Source organism: Hyphomicrobium sp., assembly GCF_019753045.1.
In the GTDB taxonomy this organism is placed as follows: domain Bacteria; phylum Pseudomonadota; class Alphaproteobacteria; order Rhizobiales; family Hyphomicrobiaceae; genus Hyphomicrobium_B.
On the sequence record NZ_JAIELN010000020.1, the window covers coordinates 106,965 to 133,729 of the forward strand.

The window sequence follows — 26,765 nt, forward strand, 5'->3', positions numbered from 1 at the left end:
GGAGGGGGGATTGTTGACCGCCGAGGCAACAGCGACGCCGTTCGACCGGTTGGACGAGCTGATGGCGACGGCATCGCGAACACCGGCGCACCGGGTGTCCGGACGCGTCGTTCGGATCAGCACGACGTTCCTGGTCGTATCCGGCCTTTCAAAATTCGTTTCAATCGGTGATGCGGTTTCGATCGCTGGCCTCGGCGGCCCAGTGCTCGCGGAGGTCGCGACGATCGAAGCCGAAGCGATCAACGTCACGCCGTTCATCGCCGATCATAGGATCGAACTTGGCGCGCGGGTCACTGCGTTGTCCGGGCAATTGACGCTTTCGCCTCACGAATCCTGGCTCGGCAGAACGCTCAACGCGTTGGGACAGCCGATCGACGACGGCGATCCTCTCATCATCGGCGACCGGGCGTTCACGATCCAAGGCACGCCGCCTTCGCCGCTCCGCCGGAACAGGCTCGGCACGCCGCTGACGACCGGCGTCAAGGCGATCGATCTTTTCACTCCCATCTGCGCGGGCCAGAGACTTGGCATCTTCGCGGGCTCCGGCGTCGGCAAATCGACGTTGCTTGCCATGCTGAGCCGGGCGCCATCGAGCGACGTCACGGTTCTGGCGCTCGTCGGCGAACGAAGCCGGGAAGTGAGGGACTTTCTAGACGATACGCTTGCAGCCTCACGCTCGCGGGTCGTTTCGGTCGTCGCCACATCTGACGAGAGCCCGATGATGCGGCGCTTAGCGCCGAGTACCGCGATGTGCATCGCCGAATATTACCGGGATCGCGGAAAAAACGTTCTTCTCATTATCGATTCCCTGACGCGTTACGCTCATGCCATGCGCGAGCTGGCGCTCGCTGCCGACGAGCCGCCCGTCGCTCGCGGGTATCCGCCGAGCGTCTTCAGCAACCTGCCGCGCTTGCTCGAACGGGCCGGACCTGGCGAAGAAGGTGCCGGAACGATCACCGCGATCCTGTCCGTTCTCGTCGACGGCGACGATCACAACGATCCGATCGCCGACGCCGCGAGAGGCATCCTCGACGGGCATATCGTTCTCGATCGCAGCATCGCGAGCCAGGGCCGGCTTCCGGCCGTCGATCCGCTAGCGTCGCTATCGCGCTTGGCACCGAAGATCAGAACGAAAAACCAAGCACAGTTCGTGACTCAACTGATCGAGGTCATTTCCCGTTACGAGGACACGCGCGATCTCCGCGCCATCAGCGGCTATCGGCCCGGAACCGACCCGACACTCGATCGCGCGATGGAAATCGTTCCGCGCGTTTACGAAGCGGTGAAGCAGGATCTCGATGAAGAGCCCGTCGCGGATGTGTTCGCCTATCTTTCCGAGACGTTGCCAGGCGGGCAGCGGCCCAACTCCGCACCACCACGCTAGGAGTTCACGCGGCTTGCTCGTAGGCGTCGAAAAAGGGATCTGACACCCGAGGCGGAACAAACATGGCGACGAATACGGATACCATCGCCCGTCTGATTGCGACAGACACGCTGATGCGAGGCGATCGCCAACTCCTTCGCAATCAGAACCCCTCGCCGCAGGAGCCGGGCAACGACGCGGCGCGTAACATCGCTCCGCCGATCTCGCACAACGACAAAACCATGGCGCCCGTATTGCTGACGTTGCTCGACGAGCAGCTCGGCGCCTCGGTCCCTCCTGACGCAACCCGGGCTGCCGCGAGGGGCGGAGACGTTCCATCCACGCCGAACCGTATTGCCGCCCGTTACGTCGAAGACGATTCGGTTTTCCGGGCGGATCTGCCGGCCAACGGAACGGCGTTGCCGCTCGGCCAAAGCTACCCGCTGACCGCCCAAACGGTATCGTCGCTCGATCTTCAGACGTTCATGCAGCGGTTTCTGATGGGCAAGGCGGGCAGCCTTCCCGCCGATGGCAGGGGCGCCGCCAACGGCGGGCGCGGATCCAAGTCCGACGACGCGTCGCAGCCAAACCTAGCCGCGGTCAAGTACGCCGCGATTGCTGTCGTCGCGGTGATGGCGGCGATTGCCATTGGGATCAGATTCTTCGGCTAGCTGGCCTTACCTCAGCCGGTGCTGACCCGAATATCATTTTCCCGGGATTTCTGATCGGCCCGGTGTTCCGACTTCTTGGTGTCGTCGTCATTCCCGCCTCTCGCTGACGCGGTCGACATTTGCGACAGCAGCGACAGGAGAACCTGGTCGCTGGTGAGGCTGGCGAAGGACGTGGGCGCGGAATCGATCGACGATGATGCCGTCGACTGAACCACAGGCCGTGGCGTTGCCACGACTGTTGCCGCGGAAGGCGCATCGGTAACCGCGCTCAGTACGGACGCTGCGCCGCTTGCTGCTGCGGCCATCGCTGCAAGACTTGCATTGGCGACTTGCGCGGTCGGCCCACCCTGGCCGAACCAGGCTACTTCCTGCAGCCGCCGCTGCACGAGACCGTCCAAGACGTTGCCGCCAGCCTTATTATATTGGAGGAAGAGCGAGCGCGCGGTATCGAGATCGCCACTCGCGACGGCTTGGCCAAGCCCGCTTTTCGACCAAGCGGTGCCTGCGTTGTACGTCAGAGACGTCAATGCGGCTCTGCTGCCGTCGTCGAGACCGGGCGCAAATTTATCGACGAAGTCTGCGGCCTTTTTTATCTCGTCCGAGAAGCGCCGGTCGGCCTCGGCCTGATCGATGACTTCGCCCGCGAAGCGCGCACGCGTGCCATAGCCGTTGGAGTTCTGGGCGTAATCCCAACGGGCCTTGGCTGTGTAGCCTTCGAACTGCTTTATTGCGTCAAGATAGCTTGGGTCGACCATACCCGTTGCTTTGGCATGGATACCTTGCGGCAAGCTGGTGTCGAGGGTTTTTCCTGAGGACGACGATCTAGCGCCGCGACCGTGCGACGTCTCTCAGCACGCTCGCTTCGAGTTGCACCTCGTCCAACCGGTGCTTCAGCACGTCACCGATACTGATGAGGCCGACGACCTTGCCTTCGACCACCACGGGCAAATGACGGATGCGCCGCTGGGTCATTATGCTGGCGACAGCTGCCACGCGATCGTCGGGTGCACAGGTGATGACAGAACGGGTCATCAGATTGGCGACGCGCATCTGGGGCAAGTCGATGCCGAACTCGTCGATGCCGCGCGCCAAATCTCTTTCGGAAATGATTCCCTCGAGACTGCCCTTGTTGTCGAGAACAAGCATCGCGCCAACGGATTCTTTTCTGAAGCTATGCGCCAAGGCGCGCATCGTGGCGTTTGCCTCGATGGTTTTAACTGCAGACCCCTTGGTCTTCAGAATGTCTGAGACCTTCATCTGATCGCTCCAATCAAGTCCCGTCAGCCCTTCGCATTTGCTTGCGTGCAGACGGTATATAGCCGCTAAAAGATCTTCCCGGTCCTCCGCGGTCAGCGGATCGTGCGGGTTGCGATCACGCGCCGCCAAAAGGCTCGTGAGATCGTCCACAATGACCGTGTCCTCGCTGAAGGCCGGACTTTCCCGACAGAAGGCGCTTCTGGTCGTGATGACATCGTATCCCGCCGCCTTCGCAGCCAATGTGCCGCGGCGTCCGCCTTCGATGACGAGGGCGTGTTTGGGATCGATTCCCAGCGTCGTGCGCGCTTCGGCGTAAAGCCGCTCGCACTCGCCCTTTCCGGATTTATCGCCGGAGACGACGGCATCGAACAGCGTCCGTCCACGATCGCCGAGAAGCGTGGTGAGCAGGCGCTCGGTATCTTTGGGTTCGAGAAGCGAAACAAGGACAAGGCGCAGCCCGTCGCTGCGCCCTGCGATGATCAAGTCGCGAATGCCGGGGCGGGGCTCGACCGCCGTCGTGGAAAGCATCTCGCCGAAGATTTTCGAAGCGCGGCGATGCATGGCCTGAATGAGGAGCGAAAAATCCTCAGTCTCGGGCTTACCGCGAAGGATGGAGCGTACGTAGTACGCCATTCGCGCCTCGCCGCCGCCAAGCTTTGCGGTGAGGGCAAATCCCTCGCGGTCGCATGACCAATCAAAGCCAGCCTCGGAAAACGTTTGTGCGAACGCTCGCCGGCGAACGTCTTCCGTTTCAGCAAGAGCACCGTCTGCTCGAATGATGATAGACCGCAGCGTCATCTGCCAGTCGTTATCCAATCTGGATTTCAAGTATTCGAGAAAGGTACTCCTGGTTTCGAACCGCGCCAACGCGACGTAAAGTCAGGGAGATCGGCCATTAACTCGGCCCAATTGCACCGCGGAAATATTGATCTACCGCATTGCAGTGCAACAGCGACGCGTATGCCTCGCCGGTTGCTCAGAGGGCTCTCGGTTAGCTTAACTCGTTAAGCTCGGAGATCTTCGTCCAGCCACGGCATGGCGCTTCGGAGCGGAGCAAGGGTGGATGCTTCGAGCGACGACTTGCAGGCCTTGGTCAAGTCGCGGGGAAGGGTCCCGAGTTCATGCCGTCGGCTCACTAGCGTTAAGGTCCGTTTAAGTGTTGGACCGGGCAACGGGACGGTCCGAACATCGCCGTTATCGAGGTCTGCTTCGGCGAGACATATCGGCGTCGTTATCGCGAAGCCTTTGCCTCGCGCGACCATGTCGCTCACGCCAAACGGCGTATCGAATTCAAGACCTTGCGGGAAGTCGATATTGAGACGACGGAGATGGCGCTCGATATCGATGCCGGTCTTCGAACGGGCGCTGTAGCGAATAAAGGGCAGCTTCTCCGCGCAGGCCTCGAGGTCTGCCACGGAGCGCGGGATTTTGTGCCTCGGCGGCAGCACAAGAATGTAGGGCTCGGTAACGATCTCATGACGGTCGAACCCTTCGACGTCGCTCATATCGTCGACGCCGATGAAAAGGTCGAGGTTTCGCGTCAGCAGCGCGCCGGCGTGCGCAGACGTCAGTCCGGATTGCACAGACACGTGATCGGCGTGGGTGACGAGAAACGACGCAAGCGGCCCGGTTAGCGCCCGCGACAGACTGTCAACCAATCCGGCGCGGATCAGCGCAAGGCGGCCGCGTGACGTATGCCGAATTGCCGTCGCAATCTGCCGGGCCTCGGAGACCAGGGCGGACGCGCGCTGGCGCATCAATTCGCCGGCAGGGGTCAGCGCGAGGGGGCGGACACTGCGGGCGAACAGCTTGACGCCGATCCTCTGCTCGAGATCGGCGACGGCTTGAGAGATCGCCGGTTGCGTCATCGCGAGGCTCTTGGCGGCAAGCGCCATCGAGCGCGCCTCGCAAACACCGAGAAACGCTTCGAGGACGTGAAGATCGAAAGGGAGCCGGGCCGGGCGTGTCGTCATAGCCGCGCACTATAAGTATTTCTTATATTATCGTCAATTACGTGCCGATATATAAGCATGAACGTTGATACACGGCGGGCTGGACTCTCTGGCGCGCGTGAAAAATCAGAGCATCTCATGCCGCGCTCAGATCGCTATTCCATCTTTTCGGTTTTTCTCGAGGGGCTTCGTGGGCAGACCGGTTGGGGTCCTGCCTGGCGTAAGGCTTCTCCCAAACCCAGCTACGACGTCGTCATCGTCGGCGGTGGCGGGCATGGCCTCGCGACGGCTTATTACCTCGCAAAGAGATACGGGCTGACCAACGTCGCGGTCGTCGAAAAGGGCTGGATCGGTTCCGGCAACGTCGGCCGCAACACGACGATCGTTCGCTCCAATTATCTCCTGCCGGGCAACATCCCATTCTACGAAACGAGCATGAAGCTCTGGGAGGGCCTGGAGCAGGACCTGAACTACAATGCGATGGTCTCGCAGCGTGGCGTCCTCAATCTTTATCATTCGGATGCACAGCGCGACGCTTATGCGCGACGCGGGAATGCGATGCGCCTTCACGGCATCGATGCCGAACTGCTCGATCGCGAAGCGGTTCGCTCCATGTATCCGTGGCTGAACTACGATAGCGCCCGCTTCCCAATCCAGGGCGGCCTCCTGCAGCGCCGCGGTGGAACGGTGCGCCATGATGCTGTGGCTTGGGGTTATGCTCGAGGCGCGGACCGGCTCGGCGTCGATATCATCGAGAACGCCGAAGTTACCGGCTTCCGCTTGGACAACGGCAAAATCACCGGCGTTGAGACGACGCGCGGCTTCATCGGCGCCAAGAAAGTTGGACTGGCCGTTGCTGGCAATTCCTCGCGCGTCGCGGCGATGGCCGGTTTGACGCTGCCGATCGAAAGTCATGTTTTGCAAGCCTTCGTCTCCGAAGGCATCAAGCCCTTGATCGACGGCGTCGTGACGTTTGGCGCCGGACACTTCTACGTCAGCCAATCGGACAAGGGCGGCCTTGTCTTCGGTGGCGACATCGACGGTTACAATACCTACGCGCAGCGGGGTAACCTTCCGGTCGTCGAGGATGTCCTCGAAGGCGGGATGGCGCTGATGCCGCGTATCGGCCGGGTGCGCCTGCTGCGCTCCTGGGGCGGCATCATGGACATGAGCATGGATGGCTCGCCGATCATCGATCGGACGCCGACACAGGGACTCTATTTCAACGGCGGCTGGTGTTACGGCGGCTTCAAAGCAACGCCTGCTTCGGGCTTGTGCTTCGCGCACCTTATTGCCCGCGACGAACCACACGAGGTAGCGCGAGCCTATCGTCTCGATCGCTTCCGCACTGGTCACATGATCGATGAGAAGGGCATGGGCAATCAGCCCAACCTGCACTGAAGGCGAGCCAACATGCGCATCCATTGCCCACATTGCGGCGAACGCAGCCTCGACGAATTCTCCTATCTCGGAGATGCTGTCGTGCGCCCCGATCCCGCGTCGCCGAACGCTCAAGAAGCATTTTACACCTACGGGTATGAGCGATCCAACGTCGCCGGCCCGATGCAGGAGCTCTGGTATCACGCCGCGGGATGCCACGCTTGGCTCGTCGTCACGCGCGACACACGCACTCACGAAATTCTTGAAGTCAAATCCGCTCACGAGGTCGCCCTCGCGCGGCAGAAAGTTGCGGGCACGGCGCAATGACACAATCGGCTCAAACTTCACGTCTCAATAATCGCGGACTGATCGACCGTTCTCAGCTCCTCGATTTTACGTTCGACGGCGTTCCCTACACGGGTTACGCAGGCGATACACTCGCTTCCGCGTTGCTCGCGAACGGCGTTCGTCTGGTCGGCCGCTCGTTCAAATATCACCGTCCGCGGGGCATCCTCACCGCCGGATCGGAGGAGCCCAACGCGCTCGTCGAGCTTCGTTCGGGAGCGCGTCGTGAGCCCAACACGAGAGCGACCGTTGCTGAACTTTTCGGTGGCCTCGAAGCGAAGAGCCAGAACCGCTTTCCGTCGCTGTCGCTTGATCTTCTCGCCATCAACGGACTTGTGTCGCCGTTTCTCTCGGCGGGCTTCTACTACAAGACGTTCATGTGGCCAGCCGCCTTCTGGGAGAAGCTCTATGAGCCTATGATCCGGCGTGCGGCGGGCCTTGGCCGCGCTGCACCGGAACAAGATCCCGACAGCTACGATAAGGCCACCGCGTACTGCGATGTGCTTGTCGTCGGTTCGGGCCCGTCGGGATTGATGGCGGCGCTTTCGGCCGCGCGAGCAGGGGCACGGGTCATTCTGGCTGACGAAAGCTTTGCTTTCGGCGGAAGACTGCTCAGCGACGCTCGAACTGTCGACGGCAAAAGCGGCGCGGACTGGGTCGCGTCCGTCATCGCCGAATTGAAGTCTTTCCCCGGCGTCAAATTGATGTCGCGAACGACTGTCTTCGGCGCTTACGACACGGGAACTTTCGGAGCCGTTGAACGCGTCGCCGATCACGTCGCCATTCCTGCAGCAGGCGTGCCGCGCCAACGGCTTTGGCGCATCGTCGCGAAGCATTCCGTCATCGCTCAGGGCGCAGGGGAACGTCCGATCGTATTCGGAAACAACGATCGCCCGGGCGTCATGCTCGCGAGCGCAGTGCGCACCTACATCAACCGGTTTGGCGTGGCGCCCGGCGGAACGGCCGTCGTGTTCTCGAATAACGACGAAGCCGCGAGCACGATCCAAGATCTTGTGAGCGCCGGCGTTACGGTCGCGGGTCTCGTCGACACGCGGACTTCGCTGCCGCCTGCAATCAAATCGCTGGCGCGTAAGCACGGAATTCGCGTCTTCGAGGGTGCCGTCGTTGCCGATGCGCTCGGAGGTTCTCGCGTTACCGGTGCGCGCATCATCGCTTCATATGGCGCGCCACAAACCGTTGCGTGCGATCTCATTGCCGTCTCCGGCGGTTTCAACCCCAATCTTCAAGTCACGACACATCAAGGCAGCCGTCCGCAGTGGCGGGATGACTTGGCCGCTTTCGTGCCCGGCGCATTGCCGAAGGGAATGGCCGTTTCGGGCTCTGCAAAGGGCACCTATGGCCTCGCTTCCTGCCTCAAGGAAGGTGCGCAGGTCGGTGCGGCAGCCGCCGCCGCTGGCGGATTTGTAGCAACGGCTGCAGCTATTCCCACCGCCGACGACGAGCCAGCCGAGGTCTCTGCCTTCTGGCACGTCGATAGTTCGAAGCATAAGGCGTTCGTCGACCAGCAGAACGACGTTACGGCGGCCGACGTTCGCTTGGCGGAGCGCGAGGGTTTCCAATCCGTCGAGCATTTGAAGCGCTATACGACGCTCGGCATGGCGACCGATCAGGGCAAGACTTCAAACATCAACGGACTTGCCATGCTGGCGGCGTTGACGGGCAAGACCATTCCGGCAACCGGCGTAACGGCGGCGCGTCCGCCATACACACCGGTGGCGCTCGGAGCCCTTGCCGGCGAACATCGCGACAAGCATTTCAAGCCGACACGTCTCACGCCGTCGCACGATTGGGCAAAAGAGAGAGGCGCTGTCTTCATCGAGACGGGCCTATGGCTCAGGGCGCAGTATTTCCCGAAGCCCGGCGAAACCGATTGGCTCACCACGGTCTGCCGGGAAGTGAGCACGGTCAGAAATTCCGTCGGCGTCTGCGATGTCTCGACGCTCGGTAAGATCGAAATACACGGCACCGACGCCGGCAAGTTCCTGGATCGTGTCTACATCAACATGATGAGCACGCTTGGCGTCGGAAAAGCTCGCTATGGCATGATGCTGCGCGAAGACGGCATCGCGATGGACGACGGAACAGCGGCGCGCTTCGCCGACGACCACTACTTCATCACGACGACCACGGCGAACGCCATCAAGGTTCTGCAGCATCTCGAATTCTGCCGCCAATGGCATTGGCCCGATCTCGACGTGCAGATCGTCCCGGTTAGCGATCAGTGGGCGCAGTATTCCGTTGCCGGTCCCCGCGCCCGCGATCTTCTCGCGAAGATCGTCGATGCTCCATTCGATATTTCGAACGCCGCATTCCCGTACATGGCGGTGGCCGAGCTCACCGTGCTCGGCGGCATCAAGGCCAGGCTCTATCGCCTCTCGTTTTCGGGCGAAATGGCATACGAAATCGGCGTTCCTGCACGGCACGGCGATCTCTTGATGCGGACGCTGATGTCGAAGGGCGAAGAATTCGGCGTTACGCCCTACGGAACAGAAGCACTTGGCGTCATGCGCATCGAGAAGGGCCACGTCGCGGGTCCCGAGCTCAACGGAACAACGACCTGTGCGGATCTCGGTCTCGGCAAGATGGCATCGACGAAGAAGGACTTTGTCGGCCGCATTCTTTCGCAACGGCCGGGCCTCGCCGATCCTAACCGGCCGCGCGTCGTCGGCTTCAAGCCTGTCGACAAATCGGCACGACTGAGAGGCGGAGCGCATTTCATCGCCAAGGACGCCGAGCCTGTCGCCAAGAACGATCTCGGCTTCATGACGTCGGTCGCGTTCTCTCCCTCACTCGGCCACTGGGTTGGCCTGGGGTTCCTGGCGGGTGCCGAATCGCGAATGGGCGAGATTTTGAGGGCAGTCGATCCGGTCCGGAATAGCGACATCCTCGTCGAAGTGGTCTCGCCAGTATTTTATGATGGTGAAGGAGCGCGCCTGCGTGTCTGAGCTAGCCAACGATATCAAAAAAGCCAGCCTCGAAGCTTCCGAGCGGACAGGCCTCACCGTCACCCATGTCGCCGCCCGGCGAGGCGCTCGCGCTTCATTGGACGACGTCGCTCGCGCGGCCTTCGGAGTTTCTCTCCCGTCGTCGCCGAAAGCGGTCGAAGCCCGAGGCGCGCTGATCGTCTGGACGGGTCCGGATCAATGGCTCATCGTTCAAAAAGACGAAACCGGTCGTGACCACTACGCCGAACTTGCAAAGACATTCAATGGATTGGCTTCGCTCGTCGACGTTACGGACAGCCGTACGATTTTTCGAATTGCCGCATCGCGCCCGTCCGAAACGCTTTTGAGAAACATGGGAATTGATTTCCACGAGAACAGCTTCCAGCCGGGAGACGTTGCAATCACGCACGTCTCACATCTTGGTGTAATCGTCTGGCGGCTTCCGGATGGTACAGCGTACGATTTCGCCTGTGCCCGCACGTATTCAAGGGAATTTGCAGATTGGCTTCGCAAAGCGAGCGCCTAATACGATAGCCATTGTTCAATAGCGGGGCTTTTTCTGGCCCTGCGTCCTTCCGGCAATAGACAATTTCCGTTCGGGTAGTGGAATAATCACTCCCGACGTGCGAACTTATTTTTTTCCAATAATGATTTGAGCCGCCGTTACCGGCGGAAGGTCGTTCATGTCAGATAAAACACGTAAAAATCCTATTGCGCTGCTGGAGCCGGAACCTCTTGCGACGGGCTCGAATGCGCCAGGCGCGGCCGAGCACACACTCGAGCAGGCTATCGGTCATCAGGTTCGACACCACCGCAAGCACGCCGGATTGACGGTCGCGGAACTCGCCACTGCATCGCAGATATCTCCCGGCATGTTGTCGAAGATCGAAAACGGCCAGATTTCTCCGTCGCTCAGCACGTTGCAGATGCTGGCTTCTGCATTGAATATCCCGCTGACTGTGCTGTTTTCCTCGTTCGAACAGCGCCGCGATTGCTCTTACGTGAAGTCCGGCGAAGGCGTGGTGATACGCCGGCGCGGAACGAAGGTCGGGCATCAGTATCAGCTTCTCGGTCACTCGCTCGATGGCCCCGTCATCATCGAGCCGTATCTCATCACGCTGACGGATGATGCAGTTGCGTACACAGGCTTCCAACACGAAGGCGTAGAATTCATCTTTATGCTGACGGGTGAAGTCGAATACGCTCACGCCGATCGCAGCTATCACCTGAGCCCAGGTGATGCGATCCTTTTCGATAGTGCTGCTCCGCATGGCCCGGCGCGGCTCGTGAAAACCCCGATGACATACCTTTCCATCATCATTTATCCGCGCCCCTGATGCGCGCCTTCCGATCCCGCATTTCTTTTGAAGAAAACTTCTTTCTCCTGAGTTGACAATTTAATGACGCGTCATTATGGTCCAGATCCGTTCCTTCGTGGCCCGGTCTGGAGGCAATCATGTGTGGCATCGTCGGACTATTTCTAAAGAACCCAAAAATGGAGCCACAGCTCGGCCAGCTACTTTCTGGCATGCTGTCGACGATGTGCGAGCGAGGGCCGGACTCGGCCGGGTTCGCCGTCTATGGCTCCGGTACTGAAGGTCGATCGAAAATCACGCTGCAGTCCGCGACTGCTGCGGAAGACTTCGCGAAGCTCAATGCATCTCTCGCGAAGGACAAGAAATTGGACGCGAAGCTCACCACGAAGGACACGCACGCCGTTCTCAGCGTTCCGTCGGATAAGCTTGATGCCGTCCGCGCACTGCTGAGCTCAGACTTCCCGTCGATCCGCATCATGGCGACCGGCGAGAATATCGAAATCTATAAGGAAGTCGGCTACCCGACAGAGGTCGCCAAGCGCTTCGACTTCGCTCACATGTCGGGCACGCATGCGATCGGCCACACGCGCATGGCCACCGAGTCAGCTGTGACGACGCTCGGCGCGCATCCCTTCTCGACCGGCGCGGACGAGTGCCTCGTGCACAACGGCTCGCTTTCGAACCACAACAGCCTGCGCCGCGAACTCATTCGCGACGGCATGAAGTTCAATACAGAGAACGACACCGAAGTCGCTGCTTCATATCTCACGTGGCGCATGAAGCAGGGCATGAACCTCGGCGAGGCGCTCGAGAAGAGCCTCGACGATCTCGACGGCTTCTTCAATTTCGTCGTAGGCACGAAGGAAGGGTTCGGCGTCGTACGCGATCCAATCGCGTGCAAACCAGCAGTCATGGCGGAAACCGACGACTACGTCGCATTCGGTTCCGAATATCGCGCACTCGCAGGCTTGCCTGGAATTGATAAGGCGAAAGTCTGGGAGCCGGAACCGTCAACCGTCTACTTCTGGCAACGCTGATGCAGCAGCTTATTGGGGAACTTATGCGTACGATTGATCTGGCACAAAGCCCGTTGCGCGAACTTAACGAAGAACTGCATCGGCAGACCGATGGCTCCAACGAAGCTCAGTGGGAAATTCTCAATCCACGCGGCGGACATGCCATCGCTGTTGGCCTCGATGCTCCCATCAATGTCGATGTCCGCGGTAGCGTCGGATATTATTGTGCGGGGATGAACAAGAAGGCGACTGTCACCGTACACGGCTCGGCCGGTCCGGGGGTTGCCGAAAACATGATGTCGGGTCGCGTCGTTATTAAGGGCGATGCGAGCCAATACGCTGGGGCCACCGGCCGCGGCGGTCTCCTTGTCATCGAAGGCAACGCGTCCTCGCGGTGCGGCATTTCGATGAAGGGCATCGATATCGTCGTTAAGGGCAATATCGGTCACATGTCTGCCTTTATGGCCCAATCAGGTCATCTGGTCGTTCTTGGCGATGCTGGCGACGCTCTCGGAGATTCGATCTACGAAGCGAAACTCTTCGTTCGCGGCAAGGTGAAAAGCCTTGGCGCCGACTGCATCGAGAAAGAGATGCGGCCCGAGCATCAGGAAGCGCTCACGAACCTGCTCAAGAATGCCGGAATCAAGGACGCCAAAGCTTCGGAGTTCCGGAGATACGGCTCTGCGCGCAAGCTCTATAACTTCAACATCGACAACGCGGATGCATACTGATGTCGCCGAAAATCCCGCTTACAACGCCACGTCCCTCGGCCACATTCGATGACTACACGCTGTCGGAAATCCGGCGCGCAGCATCGACTGGCATCTACGATATCCGCGGAGGCGGCGCCAAGCGCCGTGTACCGCACTTCGACGATCTTCTTTTTCTCGGCGCCTCCGTATCGCGCTATCCTCTCGAAGGCTATCGCGAGCGCTGCAGCACGAGCGTGACGCTCGGAACGCGGTTCGCCAAGAAGCCGATCGAGCTCAAAATTCCGATCACGATTGCAGGCATGAGCTTCGGCGCACTGTCGGCAAACGCGAAGGAAGCGCTTGGCCGTGGCGCGTCGATCGCCGGCACTTCTACGACGACAGGCGACGGCGGCATGACGCCGGAAGAGCGCGGCCAGTCGAAGACACTTGTCTATCAATACCTGCCGTCTCGTTATGGCATGAATCCTGACGATCTGCGTAAAGCGGATGCGATCGAAGTCGTCGTCGGTCAGGGCGCCAAGCCAGGCGGCGGCGGCATGCTGCTCGGTCAGAAGATTTCGGATCGCGTTGCCGAGATGCGCAACCTGCCGAAGGGCATCGACCAGCGCTCAGCTTGTCGCCATCCCGATTGGACGGGTCCGGACGATCTTGAAATCAAGATCCTGGAAATCCGTGAAATCACCGACTGGCAAAAGCCAATCTATGTGAAGGTCGGCGGTACGCGTCCCTACTATGACATTGCCCTTGCCGTTAAAGCAGGCGCCGACGTCATCGTTCTCGATGGCATGCAGGGCGGCACCGCCGCCACGCAGGAAGTCTTTATCGAGAACGTCGGCCTGCCGACACTCGCTTGCATCCGGCCGGCCGTTCAGGCCCTGCAGGATCTTGGCATGCACCGCAAGGTTCAGCTCATCGTGTCGGGCGGTATTCGCAACGGTGCCGACGTTGCCAAGGCCCTGGCGCTTGGCGCTGACGCCGTCGCGATCGGTATGGCCGCGCTCGTTGCTCTGGGCGACAACGATCCAGCACTCGATGCTGAATACGCGAAGCTCGGCACCAGAGCCGGCTGCTACGATGATTGGCACGAGGGCCGCGATCCGGCGGGCATCACAACCCAGGATCCCGAACTCTCGAAGCGCCTCGACCCTGTACGGGCCGGACGCCGTCTTGCCAATTACCTGAAGGTTATGACGCTCGAGGTGCAGACCATCGCTCGCGCGGCAGGACACAACAACATCCACAATCTCGAACCGGAAGACCTCTGTGCGTTGACGCTGGAAGCGGCAGCTATGGCTCGCGTACCCCTTGCTGGAACGTCATGGATTCCTGGAGTGAACGGATCGGGCGGCTTATAAGCTGCCCCTTTTTTTGGCCTTCGCTCGGGTAACGATAAAATAAAAAACGCACGAATTAAACAAATCTAGTGTCGAGGAAAGACCCCATGGCTCAAGACTTAGCCCAGCTCGCAAAAGAGCGCGGCATTCGCTACTTCATGATCTCGTATACGGACCTTTTCGGTTCGCAGCGCGCCAAGCTCGTTCCTTCGTCGGCGATCGCCGACATGCAGAAGGACGGTGCAGGCTTCGCTGGCTTCGCGACTTGGTTCGACATGACGCCTGCACACCCCGATCTCTTCGGTCTGCCGGACGCATCGTCAGTTATTCAGCTGCCGTGGCGGAAGGAAGTTGCATGGGTCGCCGCCGATTGCGTGATGGAAGACAAGCATGTTGCGCAGGCGCCCCGCGTTGTTCTGAAGAAGGTCGCGGCAGAGGCAGCGGAACTTGGCCTCTACGTGAAGACCGGTGTCGAGTGCGAGTTCTTCCTGACCACTCCGGATGGAAACGAGATATCCGATAACAAAGATACCGCTGCGAAGCCCTGCTACGATCAGCAGGCCTTGATGCGCCGCTACGACGTTATCGCAGAAATTTGCGATTACATGCTCGAACTCGGCTGGGGTCCGTACCAGAACGACCACGAGGACGCGAACGGCCAGTGGGAAATGAACTGGAACTTCGACGATGCTCTGCTCACCGCGGACAGGCATTCGTTCTTCAAATTCATGACGCGCTCGATCGCTGAAAAGCATGGCTTGCGCGCGACGTTCATGCCGAAGCCGTTCCCGAACCTCACCGGCAATGGCTGCCACGCCCACATCTCCGTCTGGGACAAGGACGGCAAGACCAACATGTTCTACGACGGGCATGACGAAATGGGCCTGTCGCAACAGGGCTACAACTTCCTCGGCGGCATCATGAAACATGCCGAGGCTCTTGCTGCGATTACCAACCCGACGGTCAACTCGTATAAGCGCATCAATGCACCGCGCACTACATCGGGCGCGACGTGGTCACCGAACTCGGTCACGTGGACTGGCAACAACCGCACGCACATGGTTCGCGTGCCGGGCAAGGGCCGCTTCGAGTTGCGCCTGCCGGACGGCGCCGCAAATCCCTATCTGATGCAAGCTGTGATCATTGCCGCCGGCCTCGATGGCATTCGTTCGAAGGCGCATCCCGGCAAGCGGTACGACATCGATATGTACCAGGAAGGGCATTTGGTGACTGACGCGCCGCGCCTGCCGCTGAACCTACTCGACGCGATCCGCGCCTTCGATAAGGACGCTTCGCTCAAGGCCGCTCTCGGTGACGAGTTCTCTGCGGCTTACATCAAGCTTAAGATGAAAGACTGGAATTCCTTCGCCTCACACTTCACGCAGTGGGAGAAGGACCACACGATGGATTGCTAATTACCGTTCGTGTTCCTCCACGAGCAACTACCCCCGGCTGCCGCTTTGGCCGGGGTTTTTTCTTGCCTGCGTCGCGGCCTCGGCTAGAAATCGCCCCTCACGTACCTCGGGGCTTGGCTCGCGCCGTCGGCATCGCGTTCGCAGGATCCTCAGGCCAAACGTGCTTGGGATATTGGCCGCGCATGTCGGCTCTCACCGCTTTCCATGAACCCGCCCAGAAGCCCGGCAGATCCCGCGTGATTTGAATGGGGCGATGCGCGGGCGATAGCAAATGCAGCGTCAGCGGCAGGCGGCCGCGCGCGATGGCGGGATGGTTCTTCAATCCGAAGAGTTCCTGCACGCGAATATGAAGCGCGGGCGCGTCCGCTACATCGTAGTCCAGCGCGAAGTTGTTTCCGGTCGGCGCCGCAAAATGCGTTGGGGCCTCTGCATCGAGGCGTAAGCGCATCTGACGGGGAAGCATGGAGCCGAGCGCGCTCTCCAGAATATCGGCGTTGATCTCGGAGACCCGTGACTTACCCGCTAAAAACGGGGTCAGCCATTCATCTACGGTCGCAGTCAGCGCAGCGTCCGACAGATCCGGCCACGTATCGTCACCTTTACGCAAAAACGCGACGCGGCTGCGAAGCTGAAGCTGCGTTTTCGTCCACGGCAAAGCTTCCGCTCCGAGATCCGCTACGCCTCGGGCAAGCGTGGCGGAGACGTCCTCGTCAGGTCGAAGCGAGCGCGGCTCGCTGCTCAGTGCGATGGCGCCAAGGCGGCGGGTACGGCGCGCGCGCACGGCGCGTGCTTCCTTGTCGAACAGGACTTCGTCGCTCGTTTCTATCCGATCGGCGGCGAATGTTTCGATCTCCGCTTCATCCGTCGCGACAGCAAGCATGATCCGCGTCGCGGCCGCTCGCCCCTGCAGTTCGGCAACGACAAGATATGGCGCGGATGCCAAATGGTGGCTGTCGTCGACAATGCCAGCCCTGCCGTTCGCGAGCAGAAAGCTGCCGCGCTTTCCCCGGTTCTTTGCGATGCGCTCAGGATACGCCAAGGCGAGAAGTGCGGCGGGCGAGATCGCTATTGATTTGCCTGCGTCCTTGTTTGATGTCCGCGCCCATTGTCGGGACAGCGCGCGCATGCTCTCGGCCCGTTGCGACCGGTCGCGGCGGAAATTTTCGAGGCGAACCGCGAGATCGAGATCGTTGCCGCCGATGCCACGCTCGACGAGGATCGCTGCGAGATCTGCAGCAGTCAGCGCATTGCCGCTCTCGCCGGCCTTCAGCACCATACGCGCCAAGCGGGGCGGAAGCGGCAGCGCCCGGAGCCGCTTGCCTTCATCGGTGATGCGGCCATCGCGGTCGAGCGCATCGACAGCCTGAAGGCCGGAACGGGCGGCGGCAAGCGCGCCTTCTGCCGGAGGATCAAGCCATGGCAAAGATCGCGGGTCGCTCGCACCCCACTCCGCGCAATCGAGCATCAGGCCGGAAAGATCAGCGGACCGGATTTCAGGTTCGGCGAACGGTACGAGGCCTTGCGTTTCAGGCTCGTCCCACAACCGATAGCAAACGCCGGGCGCCGTTCGTCCCGCACGCCCGCGCCGCTGATCAGCAGACGCGCGAGAGACGCGCACGGTCTCGAGCCGCGTTATGCCGACATCGGGCTCAAAGCGCGGTACGCGCGCGACACCGCTATCGACGACCACACGGACGCCTTCGATAGTAATCGACGTTTCCGCAATCGACGTTGCGAGGACGACTTTCCGTCGCCCGTTTTTCGCCGGCGCTATGGCGCGATCCTGCGTTGACGGGTCGAGCCCGCCGTAAAGCGGAACGACGTCTACGTCGGGCGGCAATGTGCGCGCACTCAAGCGTTCCGCTACGCGCGTAATCTCGCCTTGGCCGGGAAGGAATACGAGGATGGAGCCTCCGTCCGTTGCGATCGCGCGTTGCACGGCATCGGCAACGTCATCCTCGATGCGCTGTGCGCGGCGGGGGAAGTGGCGGGTTTCAACGGGAAATGCCCGGCCTTCGCTTCTGACGTTCGGAGCATCGCCGAGGAGCTTCGCGACGTTCGCGGCTTCGAGCGTTGCGGACATAACCAGGATTTTGAGATCGGGGCGAAAGCCCGAACGCGCGTCGAGCGCCAAGGCAAGTCCGAGGTCAGCGTCGAGCGAGCGCTCGTGGAACTCATCGAACAGCACCGCGGCGACTCCCGAAAGCTCGGGATCGTCGAGGATCATGCGCGTGAACACGCCTTCCGTCACGACTTCGACCGCGACGCCGGGGCCTGTCTTGGAATTGAGACGCGCGCGCAATCCGATTTTGTCACCGAGGCGGCTGCCGATGTTCGCGGCCATCCGCTCGGCTGCGGCCCGGGCCGCAATGCGGCGCGGTTCGAGAACGAGAATTTTGCCGTTGCCCCGCCAGGGCTCATCGAGAAGGGCGAGGGGCACGCGCGTCGTTTTTCCGGCGCCGGGCGGCGCCACGAGGACGGCCGCGCCACTCGATCGAAGCGCTGCCTGGATATCGGCGAGCACGTCATCGATCGGCAGTGGTTCGGAAAATTTGGTTTGGGTCATAACCCGCCGAAATACGCTCGCGGCCTGCGAATTCAAGCGGCGTCTTAGGCCTCGAGCCTGGTCGCCGACCTTATGGCGTTGATGTTGGCGCGATAGCTGGCTTCGCTTCCGCCTTTGAAAACGGCCGAGCCTGCGACCAGGACGTTAGCGCCCGCCTCGACGACTTGCCGCGCCGTCTCTGGCGTGACGCCGCCGTCGACCTCGATGTCGATCGGGCGTGCACCGACCATCGCCTTGATGCGGCGAATTTTTTCGACGACCGCGGGGATGAACGATTGGCCGCCAAAGCCAGGGTTGACGCTCATCACCAGGATCAGATCAAGACGATCGAGAACGTATTCGATCACATTCTCGGGCGTACCCGGATTGAGCGATACGCCGGCCTTCTTGCCGAGTGCTCGTATGGCCTGCAGCGAACGATCCAAATGCGGCCCCGCTTCAGCGTGGACCGTGATGATATCGGCCCCGGCCGCGGCAAAGTCCGCCAGATAGGGGTCGGCCGGTGCTATCATCAGATGCACGTCGAAGATTTTCTTCGATGCGCCGCGGACGGCTTTTATGACCGGCGCGCCATACGTAATGTTCGGCACGAAATGCCCATCCATCACGTCGCAATGAATCCAATCGGCGCCCGCCGCGTCGACGGCGCGAATTTCGTCGCCGAGCTTGCTGAAGTCGGCCGAGAGAATGGACGGGGCGATCAAGAGAGGGCGAGTCACGGAAGACCTTTCGAGGGTTCGATCACATCACTCGGCGGCGACGTTCGACGAGTTGCAGGATCAGCGGCGTCAGAATGAGCTGCATGGCGAGATCGAGCTTACTACCAGGAATGACGATCGAATTGGCACGCGACATGAAGCTGTCGCCGATCATGGACAGGAGATACGCGAAATCGATACCGCGCGGCTCCTTGAACCGAATGATCACCATCGACTCGTCAGGCGTCGGGATCCAGCGCGCAATGAACGGGTTCGACGTGTCGACGGTCGGAATGCGCTGAAAATTGATGTCCGTCTGCGTAAACTGCGGGCAGATGTACTGCACGTAGTCGGGCATGCGTCGCAGAATCGATTGCGTCACTTCTTCCGTCGTATAGCCGCGCTCAGAGCGATCGCGCTGAATCTTCTGGATCCATTCGAGATTGATCACCGGCACGACCCCGATTTTCAGGTCGGCGTGACGGGCGACATCGTACTCGCCGGTCATGATGGCACCGTGCAGGCCTTCATACATTAAGACGTCAGTGTCGGGCTCGATATCGGTCCAAGGCGTAAAGCTGCCGATTGGTGTGGCGAACGCGCGGGCTTCCACATCGTCATGGATGTAATGACGGATTAGGCCTTTGCCGCTCTCCGAATAAGTTTGAAAGAGCGTTTCGAGTTCCTCGATGAGATTTGCCTCGATGCCGAAGTGGCTGAAATTGGGATTTCCCCGCTTCGCCGCATCCTTCATCGCCTTTTCCATGCCGCAGCGATCGTAACGATGAAAGGCATCGCCCTGCACGAAAGCCGCGCGCACGTGCTCGCGACGGAAAATGTTTTCAAAGGTCTGCCGCACCGACGTCGTTCCCGCGCCTGAAGAACCGGTGACGGATATAATCGGATGCTTAATCGACATTGCGGAGGCTCGATGCGCTTCGGTTCACGGTTGACAAGCTCATGGCAGCGCCCTGAACAGGCCGCGGCGGCCGAATAGCGGTGAGCGTTCGCCCTTGAATTCCTGGCCGCTATAGATGCGCATAACTCGATCCACCTCGTCGCGTGAGCCGCAGATCAGCGGCGTTTTCTGATGGAGTGCGACTGGCACGACGTCCAGCACACGCTCTCTTCCCGTCGTCGCACGCCCGCCTGCCTGCTCCACGATCCAGCTCATCGGATTGGCTTCGTAGATCAGGCGAATGCGACCCTGGTGGAACCCCTTCCGGCGATCGCCAGGATAAAGGTAAATTCCGCCCCGCGTCAGGATCCGGTAAATGTCGGCCACCGGTGAGCCTGTCCATCGCATGTTGAAATCGTGGCCGCGGGGTCCGTTGGCGCCGTTCTCGCAGTCGTGAATATAGATGCGGATCGGGTCATCCCAGTGCCGAGCGTTGGAAGCGTTAATGGCGTATTCGTCGGCTTCCGCAGGGATCGCGACGTTACGCGTCGTCAGACGATAGGTGCGTGTCTCGCGATCGAGCGTGAAGATCTGGGTGCCGTGGCCCACCGTCAGCGCCAGCACGGTTTGCGGACCATACACAAAAAAGCCGGCCGCGAGCTGGTGCGAACCCGGCCGAAGAAATGCGGCCTCGCCCTTCGACGACGGATGACACGGAAGAACCGAGAAGATCGTTCCGACGGAAACGTTGGCATCGACATTCGACGAGCCGTCCAGCGGATCGGTGGCGACCAGGAGCGCGCCGTCATCTCGAATTGGTATCGGTTGCTCTGCTTCCTCGGAAGCCAACGCTGCGACGGGCTGAGCCTTCAGCGCCTCGATAATGAGGTCATTGGCGAGGACGTCGACTTCCTTCTGCTCATCGAACTCGCCCCTACGGGCAACGACCCGCCCAAGCTTGGCGCCGAGGCCCCCGCGGGCGACAACCTCCGACAGCCGGACGCTCGCTTCAGCGATCGCGAGGATGGTGTCTGCGACCTGGCCGCGCGTGCGGCCATCCAGCGTCCAATTCGAAAGATATTCTTTGAGTGTCGCGAGACCCATTATGCCCTTCCAGCGCTCACCTGCCCTTCGCCGCGCCAGTCACATCTAAGCGTACTTGATGGACAGAAGCGAGACTGCAGTTTCAGCGGGAACTGTGCATAGGCAAGTCGCCGTTTTTTTGCTGGGGTGCAGCATAACTCCGCACGACTGGAGGGTCACAAAGACGCGCCTCACCGATCAGCAGCGGTTTATGGACGTTAATCAATCGCAGCAAAAGTTGACGCCGGTCAGACGTCGAACTCCTCGATCTTGGAGAATGCCTGCCGCAGCGCGTCGGACCAGGCACTCGAAAGCTGACGAAAATATTCGTCGTCCGCGCTGATGCGCTTCTCCCGCGTCACATCGAGTGAATCGCGCTCGTAGATGACGAGATCGATCGGCATGCCGACGGAAAGGTTCGACCGCAACGTGGAGTCGAACGACAGGAGCATGAGCTTCGCTGCCTCACCGAGACGCATATCTGAGCGTGCGACGCGATCGAGGATCGGCTTGCCGTACTTGTGCTCACCGATTTGAAAGAACGGCGTATCGTCCGTCGCTTCAATGAAATTGCCTTCCGGATAGATCTGGAAGAGGCGGGGCCGCTCGCCCTTGATCTGACCACCGAAGATGAAATTGGTATTGAAACCGAGCTTGCTTGCTTCGAGGGCCGCGCCATCGATGCGGCGCGCCTCCCGAATGGCGTCGCCGACGACGCGCGCGGCGCGATACATGTTGGGCGCGGTATAGAGCGTTGCCGCGTCTTCGCCGGCATCCTCTTCCACGAGGTGCTCATTCAGCAAGCTGACGACAGCCTGCGTCACCGCGAGATTTCCGGCGGCCAAAAGGACGAGCACTCGATCGCCCGGATGGCGCCAGAGCTGCAGCTTTTTATACTGGGCAATGTTGTCGACGCCGGCATTCGTGCGCGTGTCGGCCGCAAACACGAGTCCGCGCTCCAGGCGGAGGGCTACGGCGTATGTCATACAAGATCTCCAGACCGGCAGACAGCTACTGTTGCTGGCTGCTCTGCTGCTGAACTTCGACGATTACGTCAAGCTCTTCGTTTGCGATGCCCCGCCGGGAGCCGCGAATAGGAGCTGCACATGTCGCGTCCAGCCCCGAGGCGAGCCGTACATATTTCTCGGTGGGACATATCCGATTAGCAGGGTCGAAGCCAACCCATCCCAGCCCTTCGAGCCACACTTCCGCCCAGGCGTGATTGGCGTCAGACGGCTCGTCTGCTCCCGAGAGGAAGTAGCCGCTTACGTAGCGGGCCGGGACATTCATTGCTCGCGCGGCTGAAATGAAGACGTGCGCGTGATCCTGGCAGACGCCTTCGCCGTCCCTCAATGCTTCGGCGGCGGTCGTATGCGCATTCGTCGCGCCGATCCGGTATTCCACGGCATCGCGCACGGCATGCATCAGGTTGTGCATTCCACGAATGTCGAGCTTGGCGCCTGCGGCTCGGCAGAGCGCGCGAATTTCGTCAGTCACTGCGGTCTTCGCCGTTTGACGGCGGTAGACCCTGATGGGCGCCGGATCGGAAAAACCGCGCACGACGCCGGCGCGATCTTCGGTCTCGACGACGCCTTTGGCGATAATCAGAGACTCATACTGCTCTTCCGTGCAGCTCGTAAGATGCACCATGTTACCGAAGCCATCACGAAAGGGCTTCACCGCGTCGATGCCCGGAGCGCTGATGCGCCATTCGAGGACGCGCTGTCCTTGAAACGACGGTGGCGTGAGGCGCAGAGCGAGAATGGAATACTTCGTCGGCTCGCTGTAGACGTAACGCGACACATGCCCAATCGAAATACGCATTGCCGGACCCTCAATCGCTAAAGTGATAAGCGGTAGAGATCTCGTTACCGAGCTTGTTGTTTCGGCCTATGAAGTCTTGCACGAACTCGTGCAGTCCAGATTGAAAAATGTTTTGCATGTCAGCTTCGAGCAGAAGATCGCGCGTCGATTCCGCTGTGGTCTGGCAATCGTGCCTGACGCCATAAAACACCGCGAGATCACGAAGGGCGACAGTCAGCTCGTCGTAGCATGAGCGAAGCGAGCGCGGCATCTGACGATTGAGAATCATAAAGTCCGCGATCTTGAGCGGGCGGTAATGATCCTTGAAGACCCAGCGATAGCTGCGATGTGCCGACACCGAACGCAACAACGCCGCCCACTGATAGTTGTCCTTATCGCTGCCGACCATCTCACTCGACGGCAGGAGATGATAATATTTGACGTCAAGAATACGTGCAGTGCTGTCGGCGCGCTCGATGAACGTTCCAACTTGGCTGAAATAAAACGTATCGTTGCGCAAAATCGTATTGAGCAGAGCGCCGCGATAGAGCGCGGAGCGTGAGCGGACCCAATCCAGAAGCTCGGGAAGCGAGTTCGATGTGACGGTCGCCGGACGGATCGCGGAGAATTCGAGCCAGGCGCTGTTCAAGCTTTCCCACATTTCGCGGGTCAATGCCGTGCGCTGAGCGCGGCCGTTGCGGCGAGCGCTCGCAAGGCAAGATGCGATGCTCGACGGATTCGACGTGTCGAACAGCATGTAGTCGATGACGTTCTGAGTCAGCAGCTCGCCATGGCGTTGCACGTAGCCTTGGACGCAGGCCGCGCTTTCAAGCGTCGAGCGCCACTCCTCGTGAAAGCCTTCGCCCTCGCGCGGTAGAAGCACGATGCGATACCCGACCTCGAGGAGGCGAGCGATATTCTCCGCGCGCTCGATATAGCGCGACAGCCAGTAGAGATCGTTTGCCGTACGTCCAAGCATTCCGAAGCTATTCCTGCAGCACCCACGTGTCCTTGGTGCCGCCGCCCTGGCTCGAGTTGACGACAAGCGAACCCTTTTTCAGGGCAACGCGTGTCAACCCTCCCGGCATCAGCCGCACCTGATCGCCAATGAGCACGAAGGGACGCAAGTCGAGATGCCGGGGTGCAACGCTCGAGTCGGCGAGCGTCGGACATGTCGAAAGCGAAAGCGTCGGCTGGGCGATATAATTACTTGGATTAGCGACGAGCTTCGCCCGGAAGGTCTCGATCTGATCCTTCGTGGATTTCGGACCGACAAGCATGCCGTAGCCGCCGGATCCGTGAACTTCCTTGACGACAAGTTCCGCCAGATGATCGAGCACATACTTGAGGCTCGCCGGTTCTCGGCAGTTGTATGTTTCGACGTTGGCGAGGATCGGCTGCTTGCCGGTGTAGAACTCGATAATCGCTGGAATATAGCTGTAAATCGCCTTGTCGTCCGCGATGCCTGCGCCCGGAGCGTTGACGATCGTCACGCGGCCGGAACGGTAGACATCGAATATGCCGGGCACGCCAAGCAGCGATGTCGGGTCGAAAACGAGAGGGTCGAGGAAATCGTCGTCGACGCGGCGATAAAGAACGTCGACGCGCTTCAGCCCCTCGGTCGTCTTCATGCGGAGAAGACCGTCGATAACGACGAGATCGGAGCTTTCGACCAGCTCGACACCCATCTGGTCGGCCAGGAATGAGTGTTCGAAATAGGCGCTGTTATAGACGCCGGGCGTCAACAGCGCGATCGTCGGCTCGGCATCAAGGTTTCCAGGCGCGACGCTTTCGAGCGTCTTCAGCAGGGCATCCGGATAATTTTCGACCGGCCTCACCCGATTGCGGCTGAAGAGGTCGGGGAAGAGATGCATCATCGTCTCGCGGTTCTCCAGCATATAGGAGACGCCCGACGGCGTGCGAGTGTTGTCTTCGAGAACCATGAACTCGTTCTCGCCGGTGCGGACGAGATCAACGCCGATGATGTGACTGTAGACGCCGCGTGGCGGGTCGACGCCGATCATCTCGGGCAGGAAGGCGGAGTTCTGGGTGATGAGCTCTTCGGGAATCTTGCCAGCCTTCAGGATCTCCTGGCGGTGGTAGATGTCGTACAAAAACGCATTGAGCGAACGGACGCGCTGCTCGATACCGAGTTCGAGGCGGCGCCATTCCTCGGCCGAGATGATACGGGGAAGGATGTCGAACGGAATGAGGCGTTCGCCGGCCTCTTCGGCGCCGTAGACGGCAAACGTTATACCGGAGCGGCGAAAGAGCACTTCCGCCTCGGCCGACTTCTGTCGAAGCGTATCGAGATGCTGAACACCGAGCCACTCGGCGAGCGCGCGATAGGGAGCGCGAACCTCGCCGCCGAAGCCGTTCATTTCGTCGAATGCCGCGACCAAGACCACCCTCCCGTCACGATTCTTTTCGGATAGGCATCGCAAACCCCAGGCCAATTCACGCGAACCCTGGAAATGCTGGGTCTATTGGCTCACATCACCCTACCTTTGCTTGTCAAATATGCAGCTTACGGCCTTCTTAGCATAAAATTTCAGCATTGCCGCCAAAGCGTTGGCAGCGTTGGCCGGCACGGAATTGAGCCCTAAACCCGCGCCGGATCAGTGATGCCGGGGATGGGTGCTCCGGATCTCGATTTCAGGCCCCAGGCGGTAACGACGCCGAGCAGGCCCATTACGGCACCAGCGAGCAGCATCGTCCAAAGCGTGCCCGCGCTGGCTAATCCGAATCCATACAGCAACGGGCCGAACGCCTGCCCCAAGAACACGGAAAACGAATGCGCTGCGACGCCTGACGCGCGATAGCGGGGCGCCAGCTCGGTTGCCTGCGTCTGGAGAGAATTATGGATCATGTAGAAACCGACGCCGACAATCACGAACAGCGCCATTTCGGCCGGCCAGGATGTGCCGAACGACAGCATCGCCAGCCCGAGGCCAGAAACCATTCCTCCTGACATGATCAGGTTGTAAAGGCCGAGCCGGCCGAGCATGAACCGCACCAAGAAGGTGTAGATGAAGCCGCCAATCGCGAAGCCGGAGAGGACGATGCCGGCTTCCTTCAGGCCTCCGGCGCCGCGCTGCTCGAGCAGAACCGCGACGTAAGGGAAGAGTCCGAAGATCACGATGCCTTCAACGAACACAGCTGAAAAGCAAACGACCGATCGCGGATTGGCGAAGACTTCGCGGTAGCCGTCGAAGAATTCTCCGCGCACGCGTTCCACGGGTTTTGAGGACGCCGGCGGCTTCAGATGCCACACCGTCACGACAAGAGCCGCCAGTGCCAATCCCGCCGCCGTCATCGTGGAAATCCGCCAACCGAACTCGGCTGCGACAAAGCCCGCCCCGATCAAGCCCGCGAGGTTACCGGTGATGATTGCAGTCAAAACGCGCGACAACGCAATCTGCCGTTCGTGCATTGGAAATGCATCGCCGACGATTGCAAACGCCAGCGGGATGATACCGCCCGCAGCCGCACCGCCGATGAGGCGCGCGATGGCGAGCATATCGAACGTCGGCGCTGCGGCGGAGGCTGCCAGGCAAAGGGCGACGATCAGAAGCGCGATCTTGATGATGCGGGCCTTGCCGACGGCGTCGCCAAGCGCACCGAGAACGGGCTGGGCGAATGCATAGGGAAAGGCGAAGAACGACGCCAGCATCGCGACGGACGCGGCGTCGACGCCGAGGTCGCGAGAAATGTCGGGCACAACAGGATCGATGATCCGCATCGACATCGAGCTGACAAAGCAGCTCGCGGCAAGGATAGGGAGAAGGCGCATTCGGGGGCAATCAACTCGGAGGGAAGCGCGTACTTCCTAAAGCAACGGGGCAAGCCGCGATACGACCTGCCCCGTATGGCTGATATGTCTCGTCCTCGACGACTTTTGGTTTGGCGCCGGCGACTCCCCTTCCGGGGAGCCGGCCGCCGGCGCCTGCTGTTAGAACAGTCCCTGAATCTGGCCCTTGTCGTCGAGG

General features: G+C 60.5%; 23 protein-coding genes. 11 read left to right on the top strand and 12 right to left on the bottom strand.

What is annotated here, in order from left to right; all coding sequences use genetic code 11:
• Positions 1-13: 13 nt before the first annotated feature.
• Both K2Q04_RS19660 and K2Q04_RS19665 read left to right on the top strand, forming a co-directional pair.
• Complete coding sequence (locus K2Q04_RS19660) at positions 14-1,384, top strand: FliI/YscN family ATPase (RefSeq protein WP_291166724.1); 1,371 nt, start codon at positions 14-16, stop codon at positions 1,382-1,384.
• Positions 1,385-1,446: 62 nt separating this feature from the next.
• Positions 1,447-2,034, top strand: a complete 588-nt coding sequence (locus K2Q04_RS19665) for a hypothetical protein (RefSeq protein ID WP_291166726.1) — start codon at positions 1,447-1,449, stop codon at positions 2,032-2,034.
• Between the two features lie 11 nt (positions 2,035-2,045).
• Here the strand turns inward: K2Q04_RS19665 and K2Q04_RS19670 are convergent, their stop codons facing one another.
• The 3 genes from K2Q04_RS19670 to K2Q04_RS19680 all read right to left on the bottom strand — a co-directional run bounded on the left by K2Q04_RS19670 (position 2,046) and on the right by K2Q04_RS19680 (position 5,264).
• Complete coding sequence (locus K2Q04_RS19670) at positions 2,046-2,789, bottom strand: lysozyme (RefSeq protein ID WP_291166728.1); 744 nt, start codon at positions 2,787-2,789, stop codon at positions 2,046-2,048.
• A 67-nt stretch (positions 2,790-2,856) separates the two neighbouring features.
• Positions 2,857-4,089, bottom strand: a complete 1,233-nt coding sequence (locus K2Q04_RS19675) for a CBS domain-containing protein (RefSeq protein WP_291166730.1) — start codon at positions 4,087-4,089, stop codon at positions 2,857-2,859.
• Between the two features lie 206 nt (positions 4,090-4,295).
• Positions 4,296-5,264: a LysR family transcriptional regulator gene (locus K2Q04_RS19680; protein ID WP_291166732.1), complete on the bottom strand. Its 969-nt coding sequence runs from the start codon at positions 5,262-5,264 to the stop codon at positions 4,296-4,298.
• A gap of 117 nt (positions 5,265-5,381) precedes the next feature.
• Between K2Q04_RS19680 and K2Q04_RS19685 the strand changes: the two genes are divergently transcribed.
• From K2Q04_RS19685 to glnT, 9 genes are all read left to right on the top strand, one after another.
• Positions 5,382-6,644 carry a sarcosine oxidase subunit beta family protein gene (locus tag K2Q04_RS19685; RefSeq protein ID WP_291166734.1) on the top strand — a complete coding sequence of 421 codons (1,263 nt, stop codon included), beginning with the start codon at positions 5,382-5,384 and terminating at the stop codon, positions 6,642-6,644.
• 12 nt (positions 6,645-6,656) lie between these two features.
• Positions 6,657-6,950, top strand: coding sequence for a sarcosine oxidase subunit delta (locus K2Q04_RS19690; protein WP_291166736.1), 294 nt, complete (start codon positions 6,657-6,659; stop codon positions 6,948-6,950).
• Positions 6,947-9,934: a sarcosine oxidase subunit alpha family protein gene (locus K2Q04_RS19695; protein WP_291166738.1), complete on the top strand. Its 2,988-nt coding sequence runs from the start codon at positions 6,947-6,949 to the stop codon at positions 9,932-9,934. Before K2Q04_RS19690 ends, K2Q04_RS19695 begins: the two co-directional genes overlap by 4 nt.
• Positions 9,927-10,460, top strand: a complete 534-nt coding sequence (locus K2Q04_RS19700; RefSeq protein ID WP_291166740.1) for a sarcosine oxidase subunit gamma — start codon at positions 9,927-9,929, stop codon at positions 10,458-10,460. The genes K2Q04_RS19695 and K2Q04_RS19700 overlap by 8 nt, the downstream gene beginning before the upstream one ends.
• Before the next feature lie 157 nt (positions 10,461-10,617).
• Entirely contained in the window at positions 10,618-11,271 is a 654-nt protein-coding gene (locus K2Q04_RS19705; RefSeq protein ID WP_291166742.1) for an XRE family transcriptional regulator, read from the top strand.
• Positions 11,272-11,390: 119 nt separating this feature from the next.
• Positions 11,391-12,287, top strand: a complete 897-nt coding sequence (locus tag K2Q04_RS19710) for a glutamine amidotransferase family protein (RefSeq protein ID WP_291166744.1) — start codon at positions 11,391-11,393, stop codon at positions 12,285-12,287.
• 23 nt (positions 12,288-12,310) lie between these two features.
• Positions 12,311-12,997 carry a GXGXG domain-containing protein gene (locus K2Q04_RS19715; protein WP_291166746.1) on the top strand — a complete coding sequence of 229 codons (687 nt, stop codon included), beginning with the start codon at positions 12,311-12,313 and terminating at the stop codon, positions 12,995-12,997.
• Positions 12,997-14,334 (top strand): FMN-binding glutamate synthase family protein, encoded by a 1,338-nt coding sequence (locus tag K2Q04_RS19720; protein WP_291166748.1) that lies wholly within the window; start codon positions 12,997-12,999, stop codon positions 14,332-14,334. The genes K2Q04_RS19715 and K2Q04_RS19720 overlap by 1 nt, the downstream gene beginning before the upstream one ends.
• 86 nt (positions 14,335-14,420) lie before the next feature.
• Positions 14,421-15,728, top strand: coding sequence for a type III glutamate--ammonia ligase (gene glnT, locus K2Q04_RS19725; protein ID WP_291166750.1), 1,308 nt, complete (start codon positions 14,421-14,423; stop codon positions 15,726-15,728).
• A gap of 97 nt (positions 15,729-15,825) precedes the next feature.
• On the opposite strand, the gene hrpB is transcribed toward glnT, so the two are convergent.
• The 9 genes from hrpB to K2Q04_RS19770 form a co-directional block, all read right to left on the bottom strand.
• Positions 15,826-18,294: an ATP-dependent helicase HrpB gene (hrpB, locus tag K2Q04_RS19730; RefSeq protein WP_291166752.1), complete on the bottom strand. Its 2,469-nt coding sequence runs from the start codon at positions 18,292-18,294 to the stop codon at positions 15,826-15,828.
• A 44-nt stretch (positions 18,295-18,338) separates the two neighbouring features.
• Positions 18,339-19,013 (bottom strand): ribulose-phosphate 3-epimerase, encoded by a 675-nt coding sequence (gene rpe / locus K2Q04_RS19735; protein WP_291166754.1) that lies wholly within the window; start codon positions 19,011-19,013, stop codon positions 18,339-18,341.
• A 22-nt stretch (positions 19,014-19,035) separates the two neighbouring features.
• The gene (locus K2Q04_RS19740; RefSeq protein ID WP_291166756.1) at positions 19,036-19,911 is read right to left on the bottom strand and encodes a phosphoribulokinase; all 876 of its coding nucleotides are present in this window, start codon (positions 19,909-19,911) and stop codon (positions 19,036-19,038) included.
• 39 nt (positions 19,912-19,950) lie between these two features.
• Positions 19,951-20,994: a class 1 fructose-bisphosphatase gene (locus tag K2Q04_RS19745; RefSeq protein WP_291166758.1), complete on the bottom strand. Its 1,044-nt coding sequence runs from the start codon at positions 20,992-20,994 to the stop codon at positions 19,951-19,953.
• A gap of 227 nt (positions 20,995-21,221) precedes the next feature.
• The gene (locus K2Q04_RS19750; protein WP_291166760.1) at positions 21,222-21,959 is read right to left on the bottom strand and encodes a proteasome-type protease; all 738 of its coding nucleotides are present in this window, start codon (positions 21,957-21,959) and stop codon (positions 21,222-21,224) included.
• A gap of 25 nt (positions 21,960-21,984) precedes the next feature.
• Positions 21,985-22,797, bottom strand: a complete 813-nt coding sequence (locus tag K2Q04_RS19755; RefSeq protein ID WP_291166761.1) for a transglutaminase family protein — start codon at positions 22,795-22,797, stop codon at positions 21,985-21,987.
• A 10-nt stretch (positions 22,798-22,807) separates the two neighbouring features.
• Entirely contained in the window at positions 22,808-23,755 is a 948-nt protein-coding gene (locus K2Q04_RS19760; protein ID WP_291166763.1) for an alpha-E domain-containing protein, read from the bottom strand.
• Positions 23,756-23,762: 7 nt separating this feature from the next.
• A complete protein-coding gene (locus K2Q04_RS19765) occupies positions 23,763-25,157 on the bottom strand; it encodes a circularly permuted type 2 ATP-grasp protein (RefSeq protein ID WP_291166774.1) in 1,395 nt (464 codons plus the stop codon).
• A gap of 221 nt (positions 25,158-25,378) precedes the next feature.
• Positions 25,379-26,569: an MFS transporter gene (locus tag K2Q04_RS19770; RefSeq protein WP_291166765.1), complete on the bottom strand. Its 1,191-nt coding sequence runs from the start codon at positions 26,567-26,569 to the stop codon at positions 25,379-25,381.
• Positions 26,570-26,765: the final 196 nt, after the last annotated feature.